This is a genomic window from Mycobacterium sp. URHB0044, assembly GCF_000620625.1.
Lineage (GTDB): Bacteria > Actinomycetota > Actinomycetes > Mycobacteriales > Mycobacteriaceae > Mycobacterium.
In genome coordinates this window covers 54,920-76,334 of sequence record NZ_JIAW01000010.1, presented here as the reverse complement: position 1 = coordinate 76,334, position 21,415 = coordinate 54,920, and the positions used below count along the sequence as shown (strand labels likewise).

The following is a 21,415-nucleotide window of genomic DNA, read 5'->3' as shown; positions in this document are numbered from 1 at the left end:
GAATCTTTCGACGTGTCACCCGCCACCGGGCCTGTTGAAGTCCGTTGTCATTCCTCGTACCACTGTTTGGGGCTCAGTCGCAGCGTCGGTCCGTCTTCGACGTCGCAGGAGTTGTGCGCCTCCACGCCGGCGAAGCGCTGCTGGATCCAGCCGAGAGCGAGGGATCCGTCGATGTCGTCGTGCCCCCTATTGGGCACCAGGTACGCCTCGACGACGTCCCCGAGTTCGCATGCTCGACGCACGGCAGCGTCCGTCCACGGGGGCGACACCACCTTGTCGAGTTCGCCGTAGAGGATCAGCATCGGCGCCGCGGTGCGCGTCTTCGGCAGGCTCATCTGCGTCAGGTAGTCGCGTAGCCGGTTGACCGCATCGGGGGTCGCCGGCCGCAGATCGTCGGGGGTCACCTGTTTGGCGATGTCCGTGCGCTCGGCGACGAGCGGACCGGCACATGCCGACAGCACGTCCCACTTCTCGGCGACGATGCCACGTCGGTACTGGTCGAGGTCGAGGTCCGGATGCTCTTCCTTGAGCGCGACCAGTACCCACTGCAGCGCCGACGCCTGCTCCAAGGTGAGGGTGCCCGCGGCCGCGGCGTCAGCGAGTCCGGCCACGTCGGCGGCAGGCGACACACTCGCCGCGCCAACGAGATCGAGACCAGTTCCGTACGCTCCGGCCAACTCATTCGCTGCCCACGACGCCTGCCCACCCTGCGACGAGCCGACGGCCAACCACCGGTTCGAAGCGGTCGGGACGACCTTGTGTGCCGCGCGGACGGCGTCGATCATGTTGTAGCCGACGGTCGTCGAGTCCAGATACGGGTGATAGGTCCCGTCCATGCCGAGGCCTTGATAATCCGGGAGCGTGACCAGAAAGCCGTTGTTCACCAGCGTTGCCACCGGCTCGGCTGCGCCAAGCAGACTCGGCCACTGGGAAGGTCCACAGTCATGTTGAATGCCCGTCGTCCCGTGTCCCATCGCGATGACCGGCCAACCGCCCGGCGGGGGGTTTCCCTTCGGCACGAAGACCGAGCCCGACACGAGCTGTGGACTTCCATCGATCCCGGACGTCGACTCGTAGACCACGCGGGCAGCCAAGGACGTGACCTTGAGAATGCGGCGATCGACCGTCGGCAGCGTGGCGGCCGACTTCAGCGTGCCGGGTCCGGAACCGGACATGTCCGCCTCCACCGGCACGCCCGACATGCTCGACTCGCTGTTGGACGGTGGCGGACTGGGCGGCTGTGGCCGCGCGCAGCCCCCGAGCACCGGCACGCAGACGGCGACGGCGGCAAGGAAGCCAAGGGTCGACCGGCCCGTGATCACGCCGGCCCGTCCGTCCATGCGTTGCCCGTCTCCTGCGCGACGACCGCGAGCTGGGCGCTACTCAGAATCCTGTCGCGGGCGATACCCATCGCCAGGACGGCGACGCAGCTGAGCGCGATACCCCATGCGGCACCTATCCCGGCGCTATAGAGCAAGGGCTGGCGCGCCTGGGCCGCCGACTTCGCTTCGTCGACGATTACCAGCGCAGGACCGGACTCGGAACCGTTCCACTCCAGTTCCTGCGTCGCGGCGGAGAGGTTGCGTGCGACGGCGTTGGCGACGTCGACGGTGCGGCCCGGATCGCTACCACTGACCTGGACGTTGAGCAGCCCGGACATCGGAAACGAGAACTGCGACAACGTGTCCGGCACAGATGTGACCGTGATGCGCTTCGCCAACTCCTCGGACGACTCGGTGAGCCCGAGTTCATCGATCGTCCGCAGGGTCACCATCGTCGAAGTGGCGAGTTGTTTGTAGGTGTCGATCCTGACGGATGCGGCGCGGTTGCCCTCATACGCCGCGTGCGTTTGAGCGTCTCCTGGTACCAGTGCGAACAACTGCGTGGAGGCCACGTAGACGGGATCTTGAAGATAGCGGTCGACGGCTACCGCCGAGAGGGCGGAAAGCACGGTCGCGCAGAGAATCAGGACCCATCCGCGCGCGAGCATGCGCAGATAGTCCCGCCCGCGCGGAGCGCCGACGGGCGGCCTCACGTCCCACCCGGACAGGAGTTCGGAATCGCCTGCCCCGTAAGGCGATCGCGCAACCACGGCAGGCCGTAGGTGCTGTCGAGATCGCTGTGCCCTTGACCGATGCTCTTCTCGATCTGAATGCGGTCTCCTTGAGCGCACGCCCGTGACAGCGCCTGCTCGAACCACGCCAGGTTCACCAAGGTGTCCTCGGTGCCGTAGACCACCATCAACGGCGTGGTGAGTTTGTTCAGCGGCAGCGCCATCTGTGCGAGCATGTCGCGCAAGCGGTCCCGGTCCGCGGGCGTTTCCGGTTTCAGATCGGAATTCAGCATCTTCGAACGCACCCTGAGGATGTCGTCGAGGTTGGGCGGCAGGCAGTCCAACAGTTCGTCCCAGTGCTCGGCGGTATAGCCGCGCCGGTACTTGTTCAAGTCCAGCTCGGGATGTGACCACGACAGCGACTGCAAGGCGAAGACCATCGCCACCCGTTGGTCGGCGGTCAGGGTGCCATCCCACGCCGCGTCGGCCATTCCTGCCATGTCGGCGGCCGGGGCCATGGACAAGGTGCCCTTCAGGTCGAGGCCCTGACCGTAGGTGTCCGCTCGGTCCGCTGCGGCCCATGCCGCCATGCCACCGAGGGAATGGCCGAACGCCACCCATTGGTTGCTGAGGTCGGCGCCGATCCGCCTGGCTGCGCGCACGGCGTCGATCATGTTGTTGCCGAACGTCTTTGCGTCGAGGAAGGGATGGTAGTAACCCGGCACGCCGAGTCCCTGGTAATCCGTCATCGTGACGGCGAAGCCGTTCAGGACCATCGCCTGCATCATGAAGCCGTTGCCCGGGAGAGTGGGGAACCGGCTCGGAGCGCACTTGTTGAGGACGCCCGTCGTGCCATGGCCGAACGAGATGATGGGCCAACCGCCCTTCGGGGGCTGACCGGGCGGAACCGCCACGACACCCGAAACCTCCGTGGGTGCGTCGTCGATTCCCGACGTGGAGCGGTAGACGATGCGGGCATAGGTGGCGTTGGCGTCTTCGAGTTCCTCGTTGCCATGCATCACCTCGACCGACACCAACGAACCCGGTCCGTCGTCGGCGAGATTGGGCGGGCCGAGCTCGACGGCACCGCCGAACGGTGGCTCGAAGGTCTTGACCGTCGACGACGCGTCCTCAGCCTGAGGAGGCGCAGCAGTCGGCGCGGCGGGCCCGCATGCCGAGACGAGCGTCACGGTCGCTACCGCGCAAGATAGAAACCGCCAGACGGCCACCAGGTCACCGACTTTCGTGCTTCACGCCCGACATGCGATGCGCCCCTGCCTGATTGATCGCCTCTGTCGTCGCGTCGCCGTTGGTACCGCCTTGGGCGGGTGCGCCCTCGCGGCCTTCCTTGGCGGGAACCTCCGGCGCGGACTTTTGGTTCTTTTCCCGCGGCGCGACGGCCGGGGCCGGCGCATCGCCGGACTGCTTGGACAGTTCGCGCTTGTGACCCGGTTCGCACGTCACGACGGTTCCGATGAACTCGGCGTTGGCCGCCTCGAGTACCTGGAGGGCCGAGCGCAGAGCCTTCGTGGTGGTGTGGTCGATGCGCGCGAGCACGATCGCGCCGTCGCCGAGCGCGGCGCTGACCGCGCCGTCGGACGTCGCGTTCAACGGCGGAGTGTCGATGATGACGTACTCGTAACCCTGCCGCAGCGTCTCGATCACCTGACCCGCCGCATCGTCGCCCCACAGCCGTCGACGCGTCGACGCGGACGGGCCCGCGGGCAGCAGCGCGAACGGTGCACCACCGGCGGAATCGATCACCGCTGCCAGGACGTCGTGGTCGCCGGCAAGCGCGGTACCCAGACCGCGCTGCACCGCTCGAACGCGTTCGGCCTCGGACAGCGCGAGGCGATCCACCAGCACGGGGTTGACGAAGTCGCCCTCGACCAGCACGACCGAGCGGCCCGCCTCGGCGAAGGTGGCCGCGAGGTCGATGGCCGTCGTGGTGCGCCCGTCGCCGTTCGATGGGCTGGTGACCGCGATGACGGTTGGGCGTTCTCCCGCGCGGGTGCGGGCGAATTGGAGATTGGTCCGGAGTTCACGCAGCCGCTCGGCCGCGAGTCCGCCCGCCGCGAGGTTGGCGACCGACACGTCGGATCTGTGCGGATCGGCGACCAAGGCCCCGAGCGCATTGGAGCGGGTGACCGCCTCGACCTTGTCGCGGGCGCGCAGCCTGTTGTCCAGCGCCCCGATCGACACCGCGATCAACACGCCGACGATGAAACCGCCGACGGCACCGAGTGCGACCAGAGTCAGCAAAGACAGGCCCGCGGGTGAAGTCGGGTAGTTGGCGTCGTCCAGCAAGATCGCACCGGCGGCTGGTGTGCCGCCGCGGCGCGATGTCTCGAGTTCGCTGACCAGCTGTACGAGCTGATCGGCGACCGCGTTCGCATAGGTCTGCGCCCGAACCGGGTCGGTATCGGTCACGCTGATGTCGAGCAGGACCGTCTTCGGCAACGGCGTCGCGGTGATCTTCGACCGCAACTCGTCCGGGGTGATGGGCATCTTGAGTTGGTCGACGGCACGTGCAGCCACCTGCTCGCTGGTCGCCAATCCTGCGTAGGACACGACCCTTTCCTGCGAGAACAGATTGTTTTGGTAGGCGTCGCCGACAGAGGTGCCGCTCTGCGTCGTGACGAACAGCCGGGCGGTCGACTGGTACTGCGGCGTGCTCATGAAGGTGGTGCCGTAACCGATGGCAGCCCCGACCGCGGTAGCGACTACGATGAGCCACCAGAAGCGTCGAAAAGTCCGTAGGTAATCCCCGATTGCCAACGGGATCTCCATTCGCTCGTAGTTTGCCGCAACTTACTAACCATAGCTGCCCGAGCAACACAAAGCACACCGCTGGCTCAGCGCGGGCAGTTGCATTCAGCGAACTCGCCGCCGAGTATAGATTACGCAAGATCGGCGACGCGGACGCATTCACAACGGGTAACTGACATCGCCATTGTAGTCGCGTGTTCGATCGTTGCCCTGCTTGCCATGCCCGGCGGAGAAAATTCACTGTCCGTCATCGGCACTAGGGCAATGCCGATCGTCGGATGCGTGTGGACAAGCGCGACCACCAGTGGTTGGCACGGGGTTTGGCCGCACCGATCGGGTTTCTCGTTTTCGGGGCACTCCCCCGACTTCCAAGTGCACCTCTACCTTCCGTTTGCTGCTGAAGCGCCTGCCCTCGGCGGTCGTCCACCGGCGCACGCCAGCGCGGATTCATCAGCTCGAAAAGCGGTCGACAATCTTGATTCCGGCGTCCGGCGCGCCCCTTATCGTCACGTGGACCAGGCCACTGACCCTGGCGAATTCATCAACTGGACAATTTCCGAGGTCACGATCTTCGGTTTGCTGTGGGGTTTCGGAGAGCATCTCGCATGCTTTCAACTGGCTCGTCGCCACTTTGCGGGACAGAACGCCGGCTTCGATTGTCTGTGAATCGGCTGAACGTCGCCCGCAACCCCCTGACGACCAATCGGGCGACGGAACTCGTGTTGCTGCTGACGTCGCAGACACCGCCGATGCCGCGTCCGCATCAAGATCACCCCAGATTGCGACACGCCCGTTGAGCCGCCGGGCAAGCACTCCACGACGCGGCATACTCGCATTCGGTTCACATGCCGATGTAGTCGAAGCGGGTTCTGCCCAGAAAGCCTGAGGTGACCCGTGCGGGGACGCAGACGCCCTACGCGCCGTCGAATCCTCCAGACACTGGTCGCGAGCTTCACCGTCGGCGTGATGACGTTGGCCGCGATCTGGTTGGGGCTTCCATCCCTCCGGCCACGCGTGGTCACCGTGACCGAATCGGCACGCATAACGCCATTGCCGACCACCGTCGGTTTTCACGACCCGGACATGTACTTCATGTCGGACGCCGACGTGAAGAAGACCCTGGACCAGATGCTGGCAACCAACGTCAAATCGGTTCGGCTGATGATTCCGTGGGCAGGCGTCGAGCAGGTGCAGAACCAGTTCGACTGGTCGGCCGTCGACCGCACCGTGAACGCCGCGGCAGCCAAGAACATGGCCGTCATCGGCATCATCAATGCGACACCCGCATGGGCCGTCGCACCGAACCTGCCGCCGATCACCGGTCGGCCTGCATCGCCGGCGCAGTACGCCGACTTCTGCGCGAAGGTGGCCGCGCGCTACAAGGGGAAGGTTTCGGCCTACGAAGTCTGGAATGAGCCCAACGGGGCGCAGTTCTTCGCGCCGGCTCCCGACCCTGCCGGCTACACCGAGCTACTCAAGGCAGCCTATCCCAAGATCAAGAAGGCAGATTCGAGCGCCACGGTGATAGGGGGCGTGCTCGGCTCGGTGATCGACTGGGGCACATGGCTGATGAACCCCGTCACGTTCCTTCAGCAGATGTACACCGCGGGCGCCAAGAACTACATGGACGCCGTCTCGTTTCATCCCTACCACTACTCATTGAAGTTCTCCGACGGGTACGCGATCGCCAACTCACCCATGGACCAGGCGATCGCGATGCGCAAGATCATGCTCGCCAACGGTGATGGCAGCAAGAAGATCTGGGCCACCGAGTACGGCGAGCCGATGACGGCGACCGACGAGGCCGGCCAGGCGGCGTTCATCTCCGACTTGATGACCAAGTGGCAGGAGATGCCGTACGCCGGGCCCATCATGATCCACACCACGCGGGACCGGGCTACCGGAAGCACCAACCTCGAGGAAGTGTTCGGCGTGTTCCGGACCGACTGGACCCCCAAGCCCGCTCAGCAGGCCATGAAGACTGCCATCGCGGCCGGTATCCCGAAATCCCCTGAATACCAACGCTTCAGGGCGATCACGGAGCCGTCCTACGGCGAGGTGCTCAGTCCCGTGTTCCGCGCCATACCGACGGTGTGGGCGCAGGCACGCACCAACAGCACGCTGTACGAGACCTCGACCGGGATCATCGCATCGCCGAATCCGGTCGCCGAGAAGGCCCGCCAATTCGGCGTGGTACCGAAGACGCCGTTCAAGGACGGCTACCAGGACATGGAAACGCCCGCGGGCATGCGGGTGTGGTGGTCACCAGCCACGGGAGCGCACGCGATCGGTGGTGGCATCGTGGTCGCCTGGACGCCGCAGCTCGGCCTCGCGGTGACCGACGAGGTGCACGAGGGCTGGAACGTAAAGGTGACGTTCGAACACGGTTACATCACCTGGCAGCCGTGGATCGGTCCCACGGTCGTATTCACCTGAGGCGCAGCGGATCAGCCGCCGAGACCCGCCTGCACCAGCGACTCGACGGCCCGGTACGGCCGCTTCTCGTCCCAGTGCTGCCGGTTCACCTCGTACAGCTGATTGCCCGCCGCGACGGCCGCGTCGCGGTCGAGCAGCATGCGCCGGCACTCGGCGACGAATTCGTCGTCGTCGTCGAACGTCGACATGCCGAACAGCGTGCGCAACGAGCCGACGGCCGGCCCGCTGCCCACCACCGGCAGACCCTGGCTGGCCGCGTCGAGCAGCTTGACGCGCACGCCACCGCCGGTCCTGATCGGCGCCATCAGGGCACGGCAGGTCTTCAGGAACTCGGGCAGGTCGTCGACGAACCCGAGATCGCGAACCTGGTCCGGATACACGGGATCGGTCGATCCGGTCTTCTTGGCGCCGACGATGCACAGCTCGGCGTCGGGTATGCCCGCCGAGATCTGGGGCCACAGCCGCAGGGCGGTCAGGAACGCCTCCTGGTTCGGCGGCCAGTCACGCCCACCGAGGAACACCAACCGCCGCGGCGTCGCCGAGATGTCGATCTGCTCGATCGGCGGAAGCGTCACCTCCATGAACCGGGCCCCGGAAACGCCGTGCGACCGGTACATCTCAGACTCTTCGATCTCATAACACCCGACGGCGTTGGCGAGTTTCGCCACGCGAAGCTCATCGCGCAGCAGGCGCGGCGCTTCGATGCGACCCAACGCGCCCCGCGTCGACAACCACACCTGCGACTCGGTGTTGATGGTGTTGATGACGAAGCCCTTCTTGCCGTAATGACTGCTACGGATGAAGGATTCGGCCATATAGCTGTGCTCGCAGAAGAAGACGTCTTCGTCGCTCTCCTCGATCGCCTGAAGCAGTTCAGGGGTGTCGAATCGGACGTGCACCAGGCTGCGGCGCAGCCGGAGCGAATCGGTGAGCAACCGCGCCCGCTGCACCGGATGCTGCGCAACCCGCAACATCGGCAGACCGCCGGCCACGACGTCGCTGACCAATGGGCCCGACGGCTCGTCGGAAAGGCAGATGGCACGAATCTCGAATGCCTCTGCGGCAAGCCGCAACACGACTCTGGCCAGCTCGATGTCGCCGCCGTGCTCCGTCACCGGATCCTTCGAGACCAGGAATGCGACTTTAGTCATGCGCGATCCAACATCTCAGTCCATTCCTTGACGAACGCCTCGGCCGTACGCGGAATCGAGCGCTCCTCGCGCGTGCGATCGGCATTCCTACCCAATTCGGTGAGCCGCGCCGGGTCGTTGACGACCGACGCAATGGTGTCGGAGAACCCGCTGGGCAGCGCGTTGGGATCACCGTTGCCCATCGGGACCACCACCGCTCCCGTCTCGACGTCGAACTCTGCCAGCGACCCGTAGTCGGTGGCGATGATCGGCGTGCGGTAGGCCAGCGCGTGCGCCGCCACCGACGACGCCGGGAAGGTGTCGGCGTAGAAATGCCGCTTGCCGTAGGGAATCACGATGGCGCGCACCGACTCGAAGAACGCGTCTTCTTCCGCGCCGTCGACGCCACCGACGATGTCGATGCCCTCGGCACGTGGCAGTGCTTCGGTACCGCGACCGGCCACCCGGATCAGGATGTCATCCGGCAGCTCGCGCCGAATCTGGGCGATCTGCTCGAATCCCTTGCCGCGGTAGACGAGTCCGAAGAAACCGACCGCCTTGGGTCGGTCCTCGGGCGGCAGGATCGGCTTCTTCTCCGAGACGCGGTACGGCACGTAGTGGGTGCGCGTGTTCGGATACGTGCGGTCGATCGAGGCCTGCCCGGTCTTGCTGAGCGCGAAGATGTCCCGGCGCCCGTTGATCACGCCCTCCAGCCATCGCGAGAACGGACGCATGGGGTAGTGGAAACCGTGCATCAGCAGTTTGCGCGGCGCGACGAACTTCGTGCGGGCGATGAACCACAGCGCCTGCGGCGGGTCGTGCACGGTCAACGTGACCGGAACGTCCTTCAGGCCTGCGATCGACCAGAACGGCGACATCATGCCGCACGCGATCTCCGAGTGCACCAGGACCCGGCCCGCCGGCCAACCGGCGATCTTGTCCCGCACTTCCCTTCGGACCCTGCGGATGTCGGCCAACGTCTCATCGCCGGGACCGGAGACGCGGACTTCGGCGACATCGCCGAAGTGCGGACGGAACGCCTCCACCAGGTCTTCGGTGTAGTCGCCGACCGCCGTGACGTGGTTGCGCGGCCCGATGTAGATCAGGCGGTAGCTCTTGAGGTCGACGGACATCAGAAGAACAGGGGGCGGTAGTGGCCGCTGTACTGCAGGGCGTCCGGATTGCGCTTCGTCAGAAGCTTGGCAGGCACTCCGCCGACGACCTCGAGTTCGCCGACGTCCTTGGTGACCAACGCATGCGCGGCGACGACGGCACCGCGCTTGATGTGCGACGGCAGGATCATCGTGCGGCTGGCGATCCAGACGTAGTCCTCGATCACGGTCGGGACCGGCATGGGCAGGAAGTCGGGGTGATTGATGTCGTGCCCACCGCCGATGATGTGGGTGTCGCTGGCGATCGTGACGTTGTCACCGATCGAGATGCCGGCCCGCGAATCGAGGAAACAGCGGAAGCCGATCGCGGTGTCGTTGCCGATCGACAGGAACTCCGGATCGAACACGGTGGTGCCGCGCATGATCGTCGACCCCTTGCCGATCCTCGCCCCGCCGAACCACCGCAGGAAGTTCTGCCGGATGAAGTGCGACGGAATGTAGGTGACGATCATGTTGAACAAGATCGTCGCGATGCGGTTGCGCGCCTTGCGCGCAAACGAGATGGACTGCATCCTGTACCACTTCACCCGGCCATCCGGTCCCAGTTCCCATTCGGGATCCGGCGGCAATTTCAGGTTCGGAGCGGCAGCCAACTTCCTGGCCCGGTCCTCAGGATCTGCAACGAACAGTTCTGGAATCACGATTCTCGCTCCCGGTTCACGTCGGATTCGACGATAGCAACATCAATATCCTGGAATGACTTCGTCGGCTTTCCGCCGTTGATCACCATTTCCCGTCGATCGCCTATGCCGCCGATGGCGAATGCGGCGCCGGCACTAGTCCCGCTCAAGCTGGCCCTCCCACGAGTTCATCCACCGCCGCGTACAGCGCTTCGGCGTACCGCTCCTCGGTGAACTGCTCGACGTGGGTGCGCACCTTGTCCGGGTCGAATGACGACGCCTCGAACCGGTCGAGCGCCTCGGCGATGGACGCCGCGGCGGGCTCGTCGAAGTAGATCCCGGTGATGCCGTCGTCCACAGTGTCCAGGAAACCGCCCCACCTCAGCACGACGCTGGGCCTACCCCAGACGCCCGCCTCGATCGGCGTCAACCCGTAGTCCTCGTAGCTCGCCGCGACCAGCGCGCGGCAGTGTCGGTACAGCCATGCCATCTGGCCGTCGGTGAGATCGCTGAGCATCAGTACGTTCGGCGTCTTGGCGGCCGCGATGCGCTCCGCGTCCGGGCCCCGACCGACCACCACGAGTCGCTGCGAGCGGCCCGCGAAGGCTCCGACCACGGCGTCGACGTTCTTGTACGGCAATAGACGGGACACGCAGAGGTAGAACGCCTCGCGCGGATCTCGTTCGCCATCGTCGGCCAACCACGCCACCACCTCGGGCACTGGTTCGGTCGCCGAGTTGCGCGACATCGCGACGGGAGAGGGCAGCACGTCGGCCGAGATGCCGTACGCGTCGGCGATCCGCTGCTGCACGACGGTCGACACGGCCAGGTAGCGATCACACGACAGCGCCGCCCGACGGTCCCAGGCCCGCAACCTTCCCGACGTCGCGGCGAGCACGGCGCGTTTGAGCAGGCCACTGTCTTCGCCCAGGTACATGCCGCTCAGGTACAGCCAGCGGGCCGGCGAATGGCAGTGCACCAGCTTGTGGCCATCGGTCTTGAATCCGTGGGCCCAACCGCTCGAACTGGTCACCACCACGTCGGCGTCGACCCGCATGGAGTTGGCGGCAAGGGGCAGGATCGGCAGTGCCGCGCGATGGTGCCTGCGAAACACGCCAAACGAATTCAACCGAGAAACCCGTATGTCGCGCTCAGCGAATTCCGGATAAGTGTTGGCGGGGTCGTACAGCAACGTGTAAATCGGGGCATCGGGAAAGGCGCGACTCATCGAGAGGACGACCTTCTCGGCGCCCCCACGCTGAGTCAAATAATCGTGGGCAATAGCGACGCGCGGACCGTCAACCCCGTTGTACCTGCGGACAGGACGCACGCTGGACTTCCTTCTCGAACATGTCTTTTTAGGGTGACGCCGCGGAACCGAAGTCGGCCGCGCATCGATGGCCTCTATAAAACCGCAAAATGGAACCAGTTACAACTCCTGGCAAACTCTCGCTGGTCAGCCGGGCATGTCGTCAGCCCCGCTCGACGCGGCCTTCTTAAGACCTGACTAAGAGCGCGGGCCGCTTTGTGACTACCATCGCTACCCATGACGAGCGTTACCGAACCGGCGGCGGAACACGAGATCGACATCCACACCACTGCAGGCAAGCTGGCCGATCTCCGCAAACGTACCGAAGAGACGCTGCACCCGGTCGGTGAGGCAGCCATCGAGAAGGTGCACGCGAAGGGCAAGCTGACTGCGCGTGAGCGCATCTACGCGCTGCTCGACGAGGACTCGTTCGTGGAACTCGATGCGCTGGCCAGGCACCGCAGCACCAACTTCGGGCTCGGCGAGAACCGTCCCCTCGGCGATGGCGTGGTGACCGGTTACGGCACCATCGACGGTCGCGACGTCTGCATCTTCAGCCAGGACGCCACGGTGTTCGGCGGCAGCCTCGGCGAGGTGTACGGCGAGAAGATCGTCAAGGTCCAGGAACTCGCCCTCAAGACCGGCCGCCCGCTCATCGGCATCAACGACGGCGCCGGCGCGCGCATCCAGGAGGGCGTCGTCTCGCTCGGCCTCTACAGCCGGATCTTCCGCAACAACATCCTGGCGTCCGGTGTCATCCCGCAAATCTCGCTGATCATGGGTGCCGCTGCGGGCGGGCACGTCTACTCCCCCGCGCTCACCGACTTCGTCATCATGGTCGACCAGACCAGCCAGATGTTCATCACCGGCCCGGACGTCATCAAGACCGTCACCGGCGAGGAAGTGACCATGGAGGAGCTGGGCGGCGCCCACACCCACATGGCCAAGTCGGGTACGGCGCACTACGTCGCCTCCGGCGAGCAGGACGCCTTCGAGTACGTCCGCGACCTGCTGTCCTACCTGCCGAGCAACAACTACGCCGACCCGCCGCGCTACCCGGCACCGCCGCATCCCGGCGCGATCGAGGACAACCTCACCGAGGAGGACCTCGAGCTCGACACGTTGATCCCGGATTCGCCGAACCAGCCGTACGACATGCATGAGGTGATCGCACGCATCCTCGACGACGACGAGTTCCTCGAGGTGCAGTCCGGTTACGCCACCAACATCCTGGTCGGGTTCGGCCGCGTCGACGGCCGGCCCGTCGGCATCGTCGCCAACCAGCCGACTCAGTTCGCCGGCTGCCTGGACATCAACGCCTCGGAGAAGGCCGCGCGGTTCGTGCGGACCTGCGACTGCTTCAACATCCCGATCGTCATGCTGGTCGACGTGCCTGGCTTCCTGCCGGGAACCGACCAGGAGTACAACGGCATCATCCGGCGCGGCGCGAAACTGCTGTACGCGTACGGCGAGGCCACCGTCGCCAAGATCACCGTGATCACCCGCAAGGCATACGGCGGCGCCTACTGCGTGATGGGATCCAAGGACATGGGCTGCGACGTCAACGTCGCGTGGCCCACGGCCCAGATCGCCGTGATGGGCGCCTCCGGTGCCGTCGGCTTCGTCTACCGGCCTCAGCTCAAGGAGGCGGCCAACAAGGGCGAGGACGTCGACGCGCTGCGGCTGGAACTGCAGCAGGACTACGAGGACACGTTGGTGAACCCGTACATCGCGGCCGAGCGTGGCTACGTCGACGCGGTGATCCCGCCGTCGCACACCCGCGGTTACGTGGCTGCGGCGCTTCGGCTGTTGGAGCGCAAGGTGGTTCAGCTTCCGCCGAAGAAGCACGGGAACATTCCACTGTGAGTGAAAAGAGCGCAGGCGTCATGAGCGACGAGCCCACCAGCCACGACGGCGAAGTCCACGACCCCGTGATCAAGGTCCTCAACGGCAAGCCCACCGACGAGGAACTGGCAGCGCTGGTCACCGTGCTGGCCGGTGCGTCCGGCGGCGGTCAGGTGGACGCCAGCCCGCAGCCAAGGGACCTGTGGGGACATCCGGTGGACAAGCTGCGCTATTCGATCTTCAGTTGGCAGCGCGTGACCCAACTGGAGCGCACACACATGCGTCGATGACGCGAGTCGTATTGGCCTCGGCCTCCTCGGGCCGACGGCGGGTGCTCCGCCAGGCCGGAATCGACCCGATCGTCATCGTCTCCGGTGTCGACGAGGACGCCCTGACCGCAACGCTGCGTGCCGACGCGTCCCCCGGTGAGGTGACGGTCGCGCTGGCGACCGCGAAGGCCGATGCGGTAGCCCGCTCGCTGGGTGCCGAACTGGCCGCCGACGCGGTGGTCATCGGATGCGATTCGATGCTCCATCTGAACGGCACGCTGCGTGGCAAGCCGGCGACGGCGCAACGCGCCCGTGCCGCCTGGCAGGAGATGGCAGGCGGCGCCGGTGAGCTCGTCACCGGCCACTGTCTGGTGCGGGTACGCGACGGCGACGTCATCGACTCGGGTAGCGAATTCTGCTGCACCACAGTGCATTTCGGGACTCCGAGCGCCGAAGACCTGGACGCCTACGTCGACAGCGGCGAACCGCTGGCCGTGGCGGGCGCCTTCACCCTCGACGGGCTCGGCGGGTGGTTCATCGACGGCGTCGACGGCGACCCGTCCAGCGTCATCGGGATCAGCCTGCCGCTGACGCGCCGCCTGCTCGAGCGGGTCGGACTGTCGATTCCCGTTCTGTGGCAAGCGAATCCGCCCGCCTGAGCGCTTACATCAGCTGATTGGCCGGCCTGTTGTTGCGGTTGGCGCGGTACCAGTCCACGGTGCGTTCCAGGCCGTCGTCGAGGTCCACGTCGAGCGACCAGCCCAGTGAGCGCATCTTCGTGATGTCGGGGCAGCGGCGCTTGGTTCCGCCCGCGGGAGATTCGCCGGGTTGGATGTCCAGGTCGACGCCGACGATCTTGCCGATGCGGCTGGCCAGGTCGCGAATGCTGATCTCCACATCGCTACCGATGTGGTAGATCTCGCGGTGGCCGCCGTCGGCATACATCCGCAGGATCCCCTCGACGACGTCGTCGACGTAGCAGAACGACCGCGTCTCGGTGCCGTCACCCTGGATCGGGAAGGCGGGATTGCCGGCGTCCTGACAATCCAGGGCCCGCAGGATGAACTGCGGCTCCACGTGCTTCCAACCCATGTTGGGCCCAAACACGTTGTGCGGACGGAAGACCTGCACCTGCCGGTAGTGGTCTTGGCCGTAGTTGAAGGCGATCAGCTCGCTGACGATCTTGCCGCCGCCATACGAATACCGCGGGTTGAGGCTGTCGGGCAGCATCAGCGGAATCGTCTCGGGGGTGGGGATCACCGCCGGTGTTTGGTACACCTCCGCCGTCGACGCCACGACCAGATCGGGCACGCCGGCGACGCGGCCGGCGTTCACCACGGCGAGCGCGCCAAGCATGCCGACGTCGAGCACCAGTTCGGGCTGGGTGTAGAAGTTCTCGGTGCCGTTGATCGCCGCGAGGTGCATGACCACCTCGGCGCCGACGAACGCCTTCTCCAGCGCAGCCTGGTCGCGCACGTCGCAGGTGAACAACTCGACGTCGTCGGCCACCTCGGCGAACCGGCTGGCATCGCCGCGCACCATGCTGTCGACCACGGCGACGCTCCAGCCGTCGTGCACGAGGCGCTTGACCAGGTAGGCCCCGATGAAGCCGCCACCACCGGTGACGACGATCCGCTTGCTCATTCGACGACCACCGCTCCGCTGCGGCCGACGGCGAAGTAGGAGTCGCCGAGTTCGGAGGTGGGCAGGTGGCTGTAGTGGTTCCAGTAGTCGAAGACGAATCCGTTCGGGCTCATGAACTCGCTGATGGTGCGCGGCGAGATCTGGCCGAGCGCGGGATGGTTGTTGGCGATCACCACCACGTCGGCACCGCTCACGGCGTCGCCGAAGCGGCCGAAGGTGCGCTCATCGGCGAACTCGCTGGCCAGCACGTCGCGCGGGGTGACCGGATCGAAGACGCCGATCTCGGCGTTGGGATGCGCCTTCTTCAGCGCGTCGAGGACCTTGATCGACATCGAGCCGCGTAGGTCACTGGTCTCCGGCTGTCCCTTGAACGCCATGCCGAGGATGTTGATCTTCACCGGGTCGGATCCCGCCAGGCCACGTCGTTCGATCTCCCTGGTGATGAAGCGCACCGTCTCCTCGGGCTGGCGCTCGTTGACCAGCCGGCCCGCCGAGGTGATCTCCAACGAGATCCCGCGGGTGCGCGCACTCTCCATCAGGATGTGCGGATCCTTCTCCAGGCACGGGCCGCCGACGAGGCCGGGGAGCGGGATGTTGGTGCGGTTGTAGCCGAGCTTGCCCGCCGAGATGACCTCGTGGGCGCTGACACCGAAGGCGTCGCAAATGCGCGCGACCTCGTTGGCGAATGCGAATTGAACGTCGCGGAACGTGTTGCTGACCAGCTTCATGATCTCCGCGGTCTCGATTCCCGACACCTGAACGATGGAATGCGTGAGTTTGCGGAAAACGGCGGCCGCGCGGTCGGCGACGACCTGTGTGTCGGCACCGATGATTTGCGGCAGTTCGCGCAATTCCTGCAGTGCCTTGCCTTCGAGCGTGCGCTCGGGGCACATCGCGATGTCGAACTGCTTGCCGCTGGCCTCGAGGATGGGCGACACCACGTCGCGGGTGGTGCCCACCTTGACCGTCGAGCGCAGGATCACCAGCGCCCCGTCCTTCATGTTCGCGGCGATGTCACGTGCTGCGGCCTCGATCATGTCCACGCGTGCGACGCCGTCCGGTGACAGCGGCGTACCCACCGTGATGATGTAGGTGTCGCAGGAGAAGCTGTCGTCGAACTGCTCGGCGGCCACCAGCTTCTGCGACCGCGTCACCCCGGCAAGCGCGTCGGGCAATCCGGTTTCGGTGAAATGCGGAGTGCCCGAATTCGTCATCTCCACGATGTCGGGGCGCTTTTCCACACCGATCACGGTGTTCCCCGCCTCGGCGAGGACGGTCGCCAGGGTCAACCCGACGTAGCCGAGTCCGACAATTCCGACGTCATAATTTGCTGGGCCAGCCATCATTCCTCAAGTTCCTACCGCACGGGACGTTGCGACAACAAGTTTCGACCTTACGACGAGTGAGCGCATTTCGGCGTGAGTAGGCTCTTGGTGTGCCGTTGCCTGTCGACCCAAATCCCGCCCTGGCCGCCTACGCCCACCCCGAGCGGCTGGTCACCGCCGATTGGCTGGCCGGCAACCTCGGGCGCCCCGGTCTTGCCATCGTCGAGTCCGACGAGGACGTCCTGCTCTATGACACCGGTCACATCCCCGGCGCGGTGAAGATCGACTGGCATGTCGACCTCAACGACCCGCACGTCCGCGACTACATCAACGGCGCGCAGTTCGCGGAACTGATGGACCGCAAGGGCATCGGACGCGACGACACCGTCGTGATCTACGGGGACAAGAGCAACTGGTGGGCGGCATACGCGCTGTGGGTGTTCACGCTGTTCGGTCACCCCGACGTCCGCCTGCTCGACGGCGGACGCGATCTGTGGGTCTCCAACAGCCGGGACACCACGCTCGAGGTGCCGAGCAAGCAGACCACGGGTTACCCGGTGGTCGAGCGTCAGGACGCCGCGATTCGGGCCTTCAAGGACGACGTCCTCGGCATCCTTGGGAAGCAGCCGCTGATCGACGTGCGTTCGCCGCAGGAGTACACCGGCGAGCGGACGCACATGCCCGACTATCCCGAAGAGGGCGCGTTGCGGGGCGGACACATCCCGACCGCGAAGTCCATCCCATGGGCGAAGGCAGCCGACGACAGCGGGCGGTTCCGCAGCCGCGCCGAACTCGACGAGCTGTACGGGTACCTCAGCCCGGAGGACAAGACGATCGTGTACTGCCGCATCGGGGAACGATCCAGTCACACCTGGTTCGTGTTGACGCATTTGCTCGGGCTGCCCGGAGTGCGCAACTACGACGGCTCTTGGACCGAGTGGGGCAATGCCGTGCGGGTGCCGGTGGCCGTCGGACCCGAACCAGGTGCGGCGCCCGGCTCGTCATGACGTCGATGCCGGCCGAGCTGGCCGAGGTGGTGTCGGACTTCGCCGACATGCAGGGCCAGGACAAACTGCAGCTGCTTCTGGAGTTCGCCAACGACTTGCCGCCCTTGCCGGGCGATCTCGAAGAGGCGGCCATGGAGCCGGTGCCCGAATGCCAGTCCCCGCTGTTCTTGCACGTCGATGCGGCCGACCGGGAACACGTCCGGCTGTTCTTCAGCGCGCCCGCCGAGGCGCCGACGACGCGCGGCTTCGCCTCGATCCTGGCAGCCGGTCTCGATGACCACAGCGCCGACGAGATCCTGGCGGTACCCGACGACTTCTACACCGAACTCGGGTTGGCCGCGTTGATCAGCCCGCTGCGGCTGCGTGGGATGTCCGCCATGCTGGCCCGGATCAAGCGGCGGCTGCGCGAAACCGGATAAGTGCACGAAAACCCTACCGACGAGTAAGGGACACCGCGTGTCCCGGCACTCCACGCTGCCGCTTAAACTGCCTCCGATACATTCTTAAAGACGTTTCTTAGAGACAGACGCATGCCATCAGGAGGCGCAGTGCCCAGTCACGCTAGCTCGCAGATCACCAAGGTCCTCGTCGCCAACCGCGGTGAGATCGCCGTCCGGGTGATTCGCGCAGCCAAGGACGCCGGGCTGGCCAGCGTGGCCGTGTACGCCGAGCCGGATGCCGACGCGCCACACGTGCGGCTCGCCGACGAGGCGTTCGCCCTCGGCGGCCAGACGTCCGCCGAGTCGTACCTGGTGTTCGAGAAGCTGCTGGACGCGGCCGAGCGGTCGGGCGCCAACGCCATCCACCCCGGCTACGGGTTCCTCTCGGAGAACGCCGAATTCGCGCAGGCCGTCATCGACGCGGGCCTGATCTGGATCGGGCCGAGCCCGCAGTCCATCCGCGATCTCGGTGACAAGGTCACCGCCCGGCACATCGCCGCCAAGGCTCAGGCGCCGCTGGTGCCCGGCACGCCGGACCCGGTCAAGAACGCCGACGAGGTCGTGGCGTTCGCCCAGGAGTACGGCGTGCCGATCGCCATCAAGGCGGCCTTCGGTGGTGGCGGCCGCGGCATGAAGGTCGCCCGCACCATCGAGGAGATCCCCGAACTGTTCGACTCCGCCACCCGCGAGGCCGTCGCGGCGTTCGGCCGCGGCGAGTGCTTCGTCGAGCGCTACCTCGACAAGCCCCGCCACGTCGAGGCGCAGGTGATCGCCGATCAGCACGGCAACGTCATCGTCGCGGGTACCCGCGACTGCTCGCTGCAGCGCCGCTTCCAGAAGCTGGTCGAGGAGGCTCCCGCGCCGTTCCTGACCGACGCCCAGCGCAAGGAGATCCACGAGTCGGCCAAGCGGATCTGCAAGGAAGCCGGCTACTACGGCGCAGGCACCGTCGAATACCTCGTCGGCCAGGACGGCCTGATCTCGTTCCTCGAGGTCAACACCCGCCTTCAGGTGGAGCATCCGGTCACCGAGGAGACTGCGGGCATCGACCTGGTCCGGCAACAGTTCCGCATCGCCAACGGCGAAAAGCTCGACATCACAGAGGATCCCACGCCGCGCGGGCACTCCATCGAGTTCCGCATCAACGGCGAGGACGCGGGCCGCGGCTTCCTGCCCGCTCCGGGCCCCGTCACCAAGTTCGAGCCGCCGACCGGTCCCGGCGTGCGGCTGGACTCCGGCGTGGAGACGGGCTCGGTGATCGGCGGACAGTTCGACTCCATGCTGGCCAAGCTGATCGTCAGCGGCGCCACCCGCGAGGAGGCCCTGGACCGCTCCCGCCGCGCGCTTGCCGAGTTCAATGTCGAGGGCCTGGCCACCGTCATTCCGTTCCACCGCGCCGTGGTGTCCGATCCCGCCTTCATCGGCGACGAAGACGGCTTCACCGTGCACACCCGCTGGATCGAGACCGAGTGGGACAACACCGTCGAACCCTTCACCGGTGGTGAGCCGCTCGACGAGGACGACAACCTCCCGCGCCAGAAGGTCGTGGTCGAGATCGGTGGCCGCCGCGTCGAGGTGTCGCTGCCGGGCGACCTCGCGATCGGCAACGGCGGTGGCGGTGCCGCGGCGGCCGGCGTGATCCGCAAGAAGCCCAAGGCCCGCAAGCGCGGCGCTCAGGGCGGTGCGGCCGCCTCCGGTGACGCCGTCACCGCTCCGATGCAGGGCACCGTGGTCAAGGTCGCCGTCGAGGAGGGGCAGCAGGTGTCCGCCGGCGACCTCGTCGTGGTCCTGGAGGCCATGAAGATGGAGAACCCGGTGACCGCCCACAAGGACGGCACCATCACCGGGCTCGCCGTCGAGGCCGGAGCCGCGATCACGCAGGGCACCGTCCTCGCCGAGATCAAGGACTAGCGAGCCGCACGACTATCCCCGAGACTGCGGGGAGATCGCGAATTACTCGAGTTCTGCGATCTCCCCGCAGTTTCGGCGTATCGGAAGGGGTCGGGAGCCCATGGAACCCGTCGAGATCAACACCGGACAGTGGTATCTGCGCGCATTGCGCTGCGACGACCGGGTGGACGACCGGCCCGCGCTCGCCGACCTCGGCGAGACCGACCTCGACTACGTCCACGACGCCGAAGACGACTGGGCCTCCGACACCCGGTACACGTGGGCGGTGTGCGAGCCGTCCACCGGCGAGTTGCTGGCCGAGATCACGCTGGACCCCAAGTCGGCGTACATGCACAGCAGGTCGCGGCCCGGCCACGAGGATGCCGGGGCGATGGCCGAGGACACCGTCCGCGCATACGCCTCGGAGGTTCTGAACCTGCGGGTCATCACGTGAGCCCGAAGGTCGTCACCGTCACCGGTGCGGCCGGCCACATCGGCTACGCCGCGCTGTTCCGGATAGCTGCGGGCGCAATGCTCGGGTCGAAGGTGCCCGTGGTGCTACGACTGCTGGAGTTGCCTTCGGCGGTGCGGGCCGCCGAGGGCGTGGTGATGGAACTCGTCGACAGCGCCTTCGACCTCCTCGCCGGTGTCGAGATCCACGACGACCCGGTGCGGGCGTTCGACGGTGTCGACGTCGCGCTGCTGATCGGCGCCAAGCCACGGGCCAAGGGCATGGAACGCGCCGACCTGCTGGCCGCAAACGCCGCCATCTTCGCCGAGTCGGGGCGCGCCCTCAACGCGGGTGCTGGCGCCGACGTCCGGGTGGTGGTGGTCGGCAACCCGGCCAACACGAACGCGCTCGTCGCGGCGGCCCACGCGCCCGACATACCCGCCGAACGCTTCACCGCCCTCACCCGGCTCGATCACAATCGGGCGGTCGCGGCGCTGGCCGCGCATGCCGGTGTCCACGTCTCCGAAGTTTCCCGAATGACGGTGTGGGGCAACCACTCTCCCACCATGTACCCGGACATCTTCCACACCGTCGTCGCGGGCAGGCCCGGCGCCGAGTACGCCGCCGACACGGATTGGCTGACCCGAGAATTCATCCCCACCGTGGCGAAGCGGGGCACCGCGATCATCGACGCGCGCGGGACGTCGTCGGCAGCGTCGGCCGCCAACGCGGCGATCGACCACGTCCGGGACTGGGTCGATGGCACCGACGCGGACGACTGGACGTCGGTGGCCCTGCCCTCCCCCGGTGTGTACGGCATCCCGGAGGGCGTCGTTGCCTCGCTCCCGGTGCGTGCCGTCGACGGTGCGTGGCAGGTGGTCGAGGGGCTGACGATCAACGACTTCTCCCGGACGCGCATCGACGCATCGGTGGCCGAGCTGGCCGAGGAACGTGCGGCCGTCGCTGCCCTGGGGCTGCTTCAGCAGGTCTGAAAGTCGGGCGTGGCGGTCACCCCGATGCGTGCCGTCGATTGCGATGATTCTGGCGCCGCACGC

At 66.4% G+C, this 21,415-nt stretch carries 20 protein-coding genes; 10 read left to right on the top strand and 10 right to left on the bottom strand.

The features are described from left to right. Window positions 1-47: 47 nt before the first annotated feature. The 4 genes from N536_RS39000 to N536_RS38995 are packed head-to-tail and all read right to left on the bottom strand — an operon-like array spanning window position 48 to window position 4,843. Window positions 48-1,340 (bottom strand): lipase family protein, encoded by a 1,293-nt coding sequence (locus N536_RS39000; RefSeq protein WP_051574640.1) that lies wholly within the window; start codon window positions 1,338-1,340, stop codon window positions 48-50. Next, on the bottom strand, window positions 1,319-2,035 hold the full coding sequence (locus N536_RS0120460; RefSeq protein WP_155948665.1) for a YveK family protein: 717 nt from the start codon (window positions 2,033-2,035) through the stop codon (window positions 1,319-1,321). The genes N536_RS39000 and N536_RS0120460 overlap by 22 nt, the downstream gene beginning before the upstream one ends. Then, the gene (locus tag N536_RS0120455; RefSeq protein ID WP_051574639.1) at window positions 2,032-3,243 is read right to left on the bottom strand and encodes an alpha/beta fold hydrolase; all 1,212 of its coding nucleotides are present in this window, start codon (window positions 3,241-3,243) and stop codon (window positions 2,032-2,034) included. The genes N536_RS0120460 and N536_RS0120455 overlap by 4 nt, the downstream gene beginning before the upstream one ends. 43 nt (window positions 3,244-3,286) lie before the next feature. Further along, window positions 3,287-4,843, bottom strand: a complete 1,557-nt coding sequence (locus N536_RS38995; RefSeq protein ID WP_064751570.1) for a polysaccharide biosynthesis tyrosine autokinase — start codon at window positions 4,841-4,843, stop codon at window positions 3,287-3,289. 198 nt (window positions 4,844-5,041) lie between these two features. Here N536_RS38995 and N536_RS42255 point away from each other — a divergent pair, with 198 nt between their 5' ends. After that, entirely contained in the window at window positions 5,042-5,488 is a 447-nt protein-coding gene (locus tag N536_RS42255) for a hypothetical protein (RefSeq protein WP_155948664.1), read from the top strand. Between the two features lie 300 nt (window positions 5,489-5,788). Further along, window positions 5,789-7,258, top strand: coding sequence for an endo-1,4-beta-xylanase (locus N536_RS0120435; protein ID WP_064751569.1), 1,470 nt, complete (start codon window positions 5,789-5,791; stop codon window positions 7,256-7,258). Window positions 7,259-7,269: 11 nt separating this feature from the next. On the opposite strand, the gene N536_RS0120430 is transcribed toward N536_RS0120435, so the two are convergent. The 4 genes from N536_RS0120430 to N536_RS0120410 form a co-directional block, all read right to left on the bottom strand. Continuing rightward, the gene (locus N536_RS0120430; RefSeq protein ID WP_029115312.1) at window positions 7,270-8,409 is read right to left on the bottom strand and encodes a glycosyltransferase; all 1,140 of its coding nucleotides are present in this window, start codon (window positions 8,407-8,409) and stop codon (window positions 7,270-7,272) included. Continuing rightward, the gene (locus tag N536_RS0120425) at window positions 8,406-9,521 is read right to left on the bottom strand and encodes a glycosyltransferase family 4 protein (RefSeq protein ID WP_029115311.1); all 1,116 of its coding nucleotides are present in this window, start codon (window positions 9,519-9,521) and stop codon (window positions 8,406-8,408) included. Before N536_RS0120425 ends, N536_RS0120430 begins: the two co-directional genes overlap by 4 nt. Continuing rightward, the gene (locus tag N536_RS0120420; protein ID WP_051574638.1) at window positions 9,521-10,201 is read right to left on the bottom strand and encodes an acyltransferase; all 681 of its coding nucleotides are present in this window, start codon (window positions 10,199-10,201) and stop codon (window positions 9,521-9,523) included. The genes N536_RS0120425 and N536_RS0120420 overlap by 1 nt, the downstream gene beginning before the upstream one ends. Before the next feature lie 145 nt (window positions 10,202-10,346). Beyond that, on the bottom strand, window positions 10,347-11,510 hold the full coding sequence (locus N536_RS0120410) for a glycosyltransferase (RefSeq protein ID WP_029115309.1): 1,164 nt from the start codon (window positions 11,508-11,510) through the stop codon (window positions 10,347-10,349). Window positions 11,511-11,726: 216 nt separating this feature from the next. On the opposite strand from N536_RS0120410, the gene N536_RS0120405 reads away from it, so the two are divergent. The 3 genes from N536_RS0120405 to N536_RS0120395 are packed head-to-tail and all read left to right on the top strand — an operon-like array spanning window position 11,727 to window position 14,262. Continuing rightward, window positions 11,727-13,355: an acyl-CoA carboxylase subunit beta gene (locus tag N536_RS0120405; RefSeq protein WP_029115308.1), complete on the top strand. Its 1,629-nt coding sequence runs from the start codon at window positions 11,727-11,729 to the stop codon at window positions 13,353-13,355. A 20-nt stretch (window positions 13,356-13,375) separates the two neighbouring features. After that, window positions 13,376-13,624, top strand: a complete 249-nt coding sequence (locus N536_RS0120400) for an acyl-CoA carboxylase subunit epsilon (RefSeq protein ID WP_051574662.1) — start codon at window positions 13,376-13,378, stop codon at window positions 13,622-13,624. Next, a complete protein-coding gene (locus N536_RS0120395; protein WP_029115306.1) occupies window positions 13,621-14,262 on the top strand; it encodes a nucleoside triphosphate pyrophosphatase in 642 nt (213 codons plus the stop codon). The genes N536_RS0120400 and N536_RS0120395 overlap by 4 nt, the downstream gene beginning before the upstream one ends. 4 nt (window positions 14,263-14,266) lie before the next feature. Here the strand turns inward: N536_RS0120395 and N536_RS0120390 are convergent, their stop codons facing one another. Then, window positions 14,267-15,247 carry an NAD(P)-dependent oxidoreductase gene (locus N536_RS0120390; protein WP_029115305.1) on the bottom strand — a complete coding sequence of 327 codons (981 nt, stop codon included), beginning with the start codon at window positions 15,245-15,247 and terminating at the stop codon, window positions 14,267-14,269. Then, complete coding sequence (locus tag N536_RS0120385; RefSeq protein WP_036437140.1) at window positions 15,244-16,590, bottom strand: nucleotide sugar dehydrogenase; 1,347 nt, start codon at window positions 16,588-16,590, stop codon at window positions 15,244-15,246. Before N536_RS0120385 ends, N536_RS0120390 begins: the two co-directional genes overlap by 4 nt. 92 nt (window positions 16,591-16,682) lie before the next feature. Between N536_RS0120385 and N536_RS0120380 the strand changes: the two genes are divergently transcribed. The 5 genes from N536_RS0120380 to N536_RS0120360 all read left to right on the top strand — a co-directional run bounded on the left by N536_RS0120380 (window position 16,683) and on the right by N536_RS0120360 (window position 21,352). Continuing rightward, the gene (locus N536_RS0120380; RefSeq protein ID WP_029115303.1) at window positions 16,683-17,579 is read left to right on the top strand and encodes a sulfurtransferase; all 897 of its coding nucleotides are present in this window, start codon (window positions 16,683-16,685) and stop codon (window positions 17,577-17,579) included. Next, window positions 17,576-17,998 (top strand): SufE family protein, encoded by a 423-nt coding sequence (locus N536_RS0120375; protein ID WP_036437084.1) that lies wholly within the window; start codon window positions 17,576-17,578, stop codon window positions 17,996-17,998. Before N536_RS0120380 ends, N536_RS0120375 begins: the two co-directional genes overlap by 4 nt. Window positions 17,999-18,127: 129 nt before the next feature. Beyond that, window positions 18,128-19,930 carry an acetyl/propionyl/methylcrotonyl-CoA carboxylase subunit alpha gene (locus tag N536_RS0120370; RefSeq protein ID WP_029115301.1) on the top strand — a complete coding sequence of 601 codons (1,803 nt, stop codon included), beginning with the start codon at window positions 18,128-18,130 and terminating at the stop codon, window positions 19,928-19,930. Window positions 19,931-20,030: 100 nt separating this feature from the next. After that, entirely contained in the window at window positions 20,031-20,363 is a 333-nt protein-coding gene (locus N536_RS0120365; protein WP_029115300.1) for a hypothetical protein, read from the top strand. After that, entirely contained in the window at window positions 20,360-21,352 is a 993-nt protein-coding gene (locus tag N536_RS0120360) for a malate dehydrogenase (protein WP_029115299.1), read from the top strand. Before N536_RS0120365 ends, N536_RS0120360 begins: the two co-directional genes overlap by 4 nt. The last annotated feature ends 63 nt before the right edge of the window (window positions 21,353-21,415 follow it).

Coding starts and splice junctions, on each gene's coding strand:
- N536_RS38995 (WP_064751570.1), bottom strand. CDS start 4,843: ATGGAGATCCCGTTGGCAATCGGGGATTACCTACGGACTTTTCGACGC.
- N536_RS0120430 (WP_029115312.1), bottom strand. CDS start 8,409: ATGACTAAAGTCGCATTCCTGGTCTCGAAGGATCCGGTGACGGAGCAC.
- N536_RS42255 (WP_155948664.1), top strand. CDS start 5,042: ATGCCCGGCGGAGAAAATTCACTGTCCGTCATCGGCACTAGGGCAATG.
- N536_RS39000 (WP_051574640.1), bottom strand. CDS start 1,340: ATGGACGGACGGGCCGGCGTGATCACGGGCCGGTCGACCCTTGGCTTC.
- N536_RS0120400 (WP_051574662.1), top strand. CDS start 13,376: ATGAGCGACGAGCCCACCAGCCACGACGGCGAAGTCCACGACCCCGTG.
- N536_RS0120390 (WP_029115305.1), bottom strand. CDS start 15,247: ATGAGCAAGCGGATCGTCGTCACCGGTGGTGGCGGCTTCATCGGGGCC.
- N536_RS0120395 (WP_029115306.1), top strand. CDS start 13,621: ATGACGCGAGTCGTATTGGCCTCGGCCTCCTCGGGCCGACGGCGGGTG.
- N536_RS0120425 (WP_029115311.1), bottom strand. CDS start 9,521: ATGTCCGTCGACCTCAAGAGCTACCGCCTGATCTACATCGGGCCGCGC.
- N536_RS0120435 (WP_064751569.1), top strand. CDS start 5,789: ATGACGTTGGCCGCGATCTGGTTGGGGCTTCCATCCCTCCGGCCACGC.
- N536_RS0120405 (WP_029115308.1), top strand. CDS start 11,727: ATGACGAGCGTTACCGAACCGGCGGCGGAACACGAGATCGACATCCAC.
- N536_RS0120385 (WP_036437140.1), bottom strand. CDS start 16,590: ATGGCTGGCCCAGCAAATTATGACGTCGGAATTGTCGGACTCGGCTAC.
- N536_RS0120365 (WP_029115300.1), top strand. CDS start 20,031: ATGGAACCCGTCGAGATCAACACCGGACAGTGGTATCTGCGCGCATTG.
- N536_RS0120375 (WP_036437084.1), top strand. CDS start 17,576: ATGACGTCGATGCCGGCCGAGCTGGCCGAGGTGGTGTCGGACTTCGCC.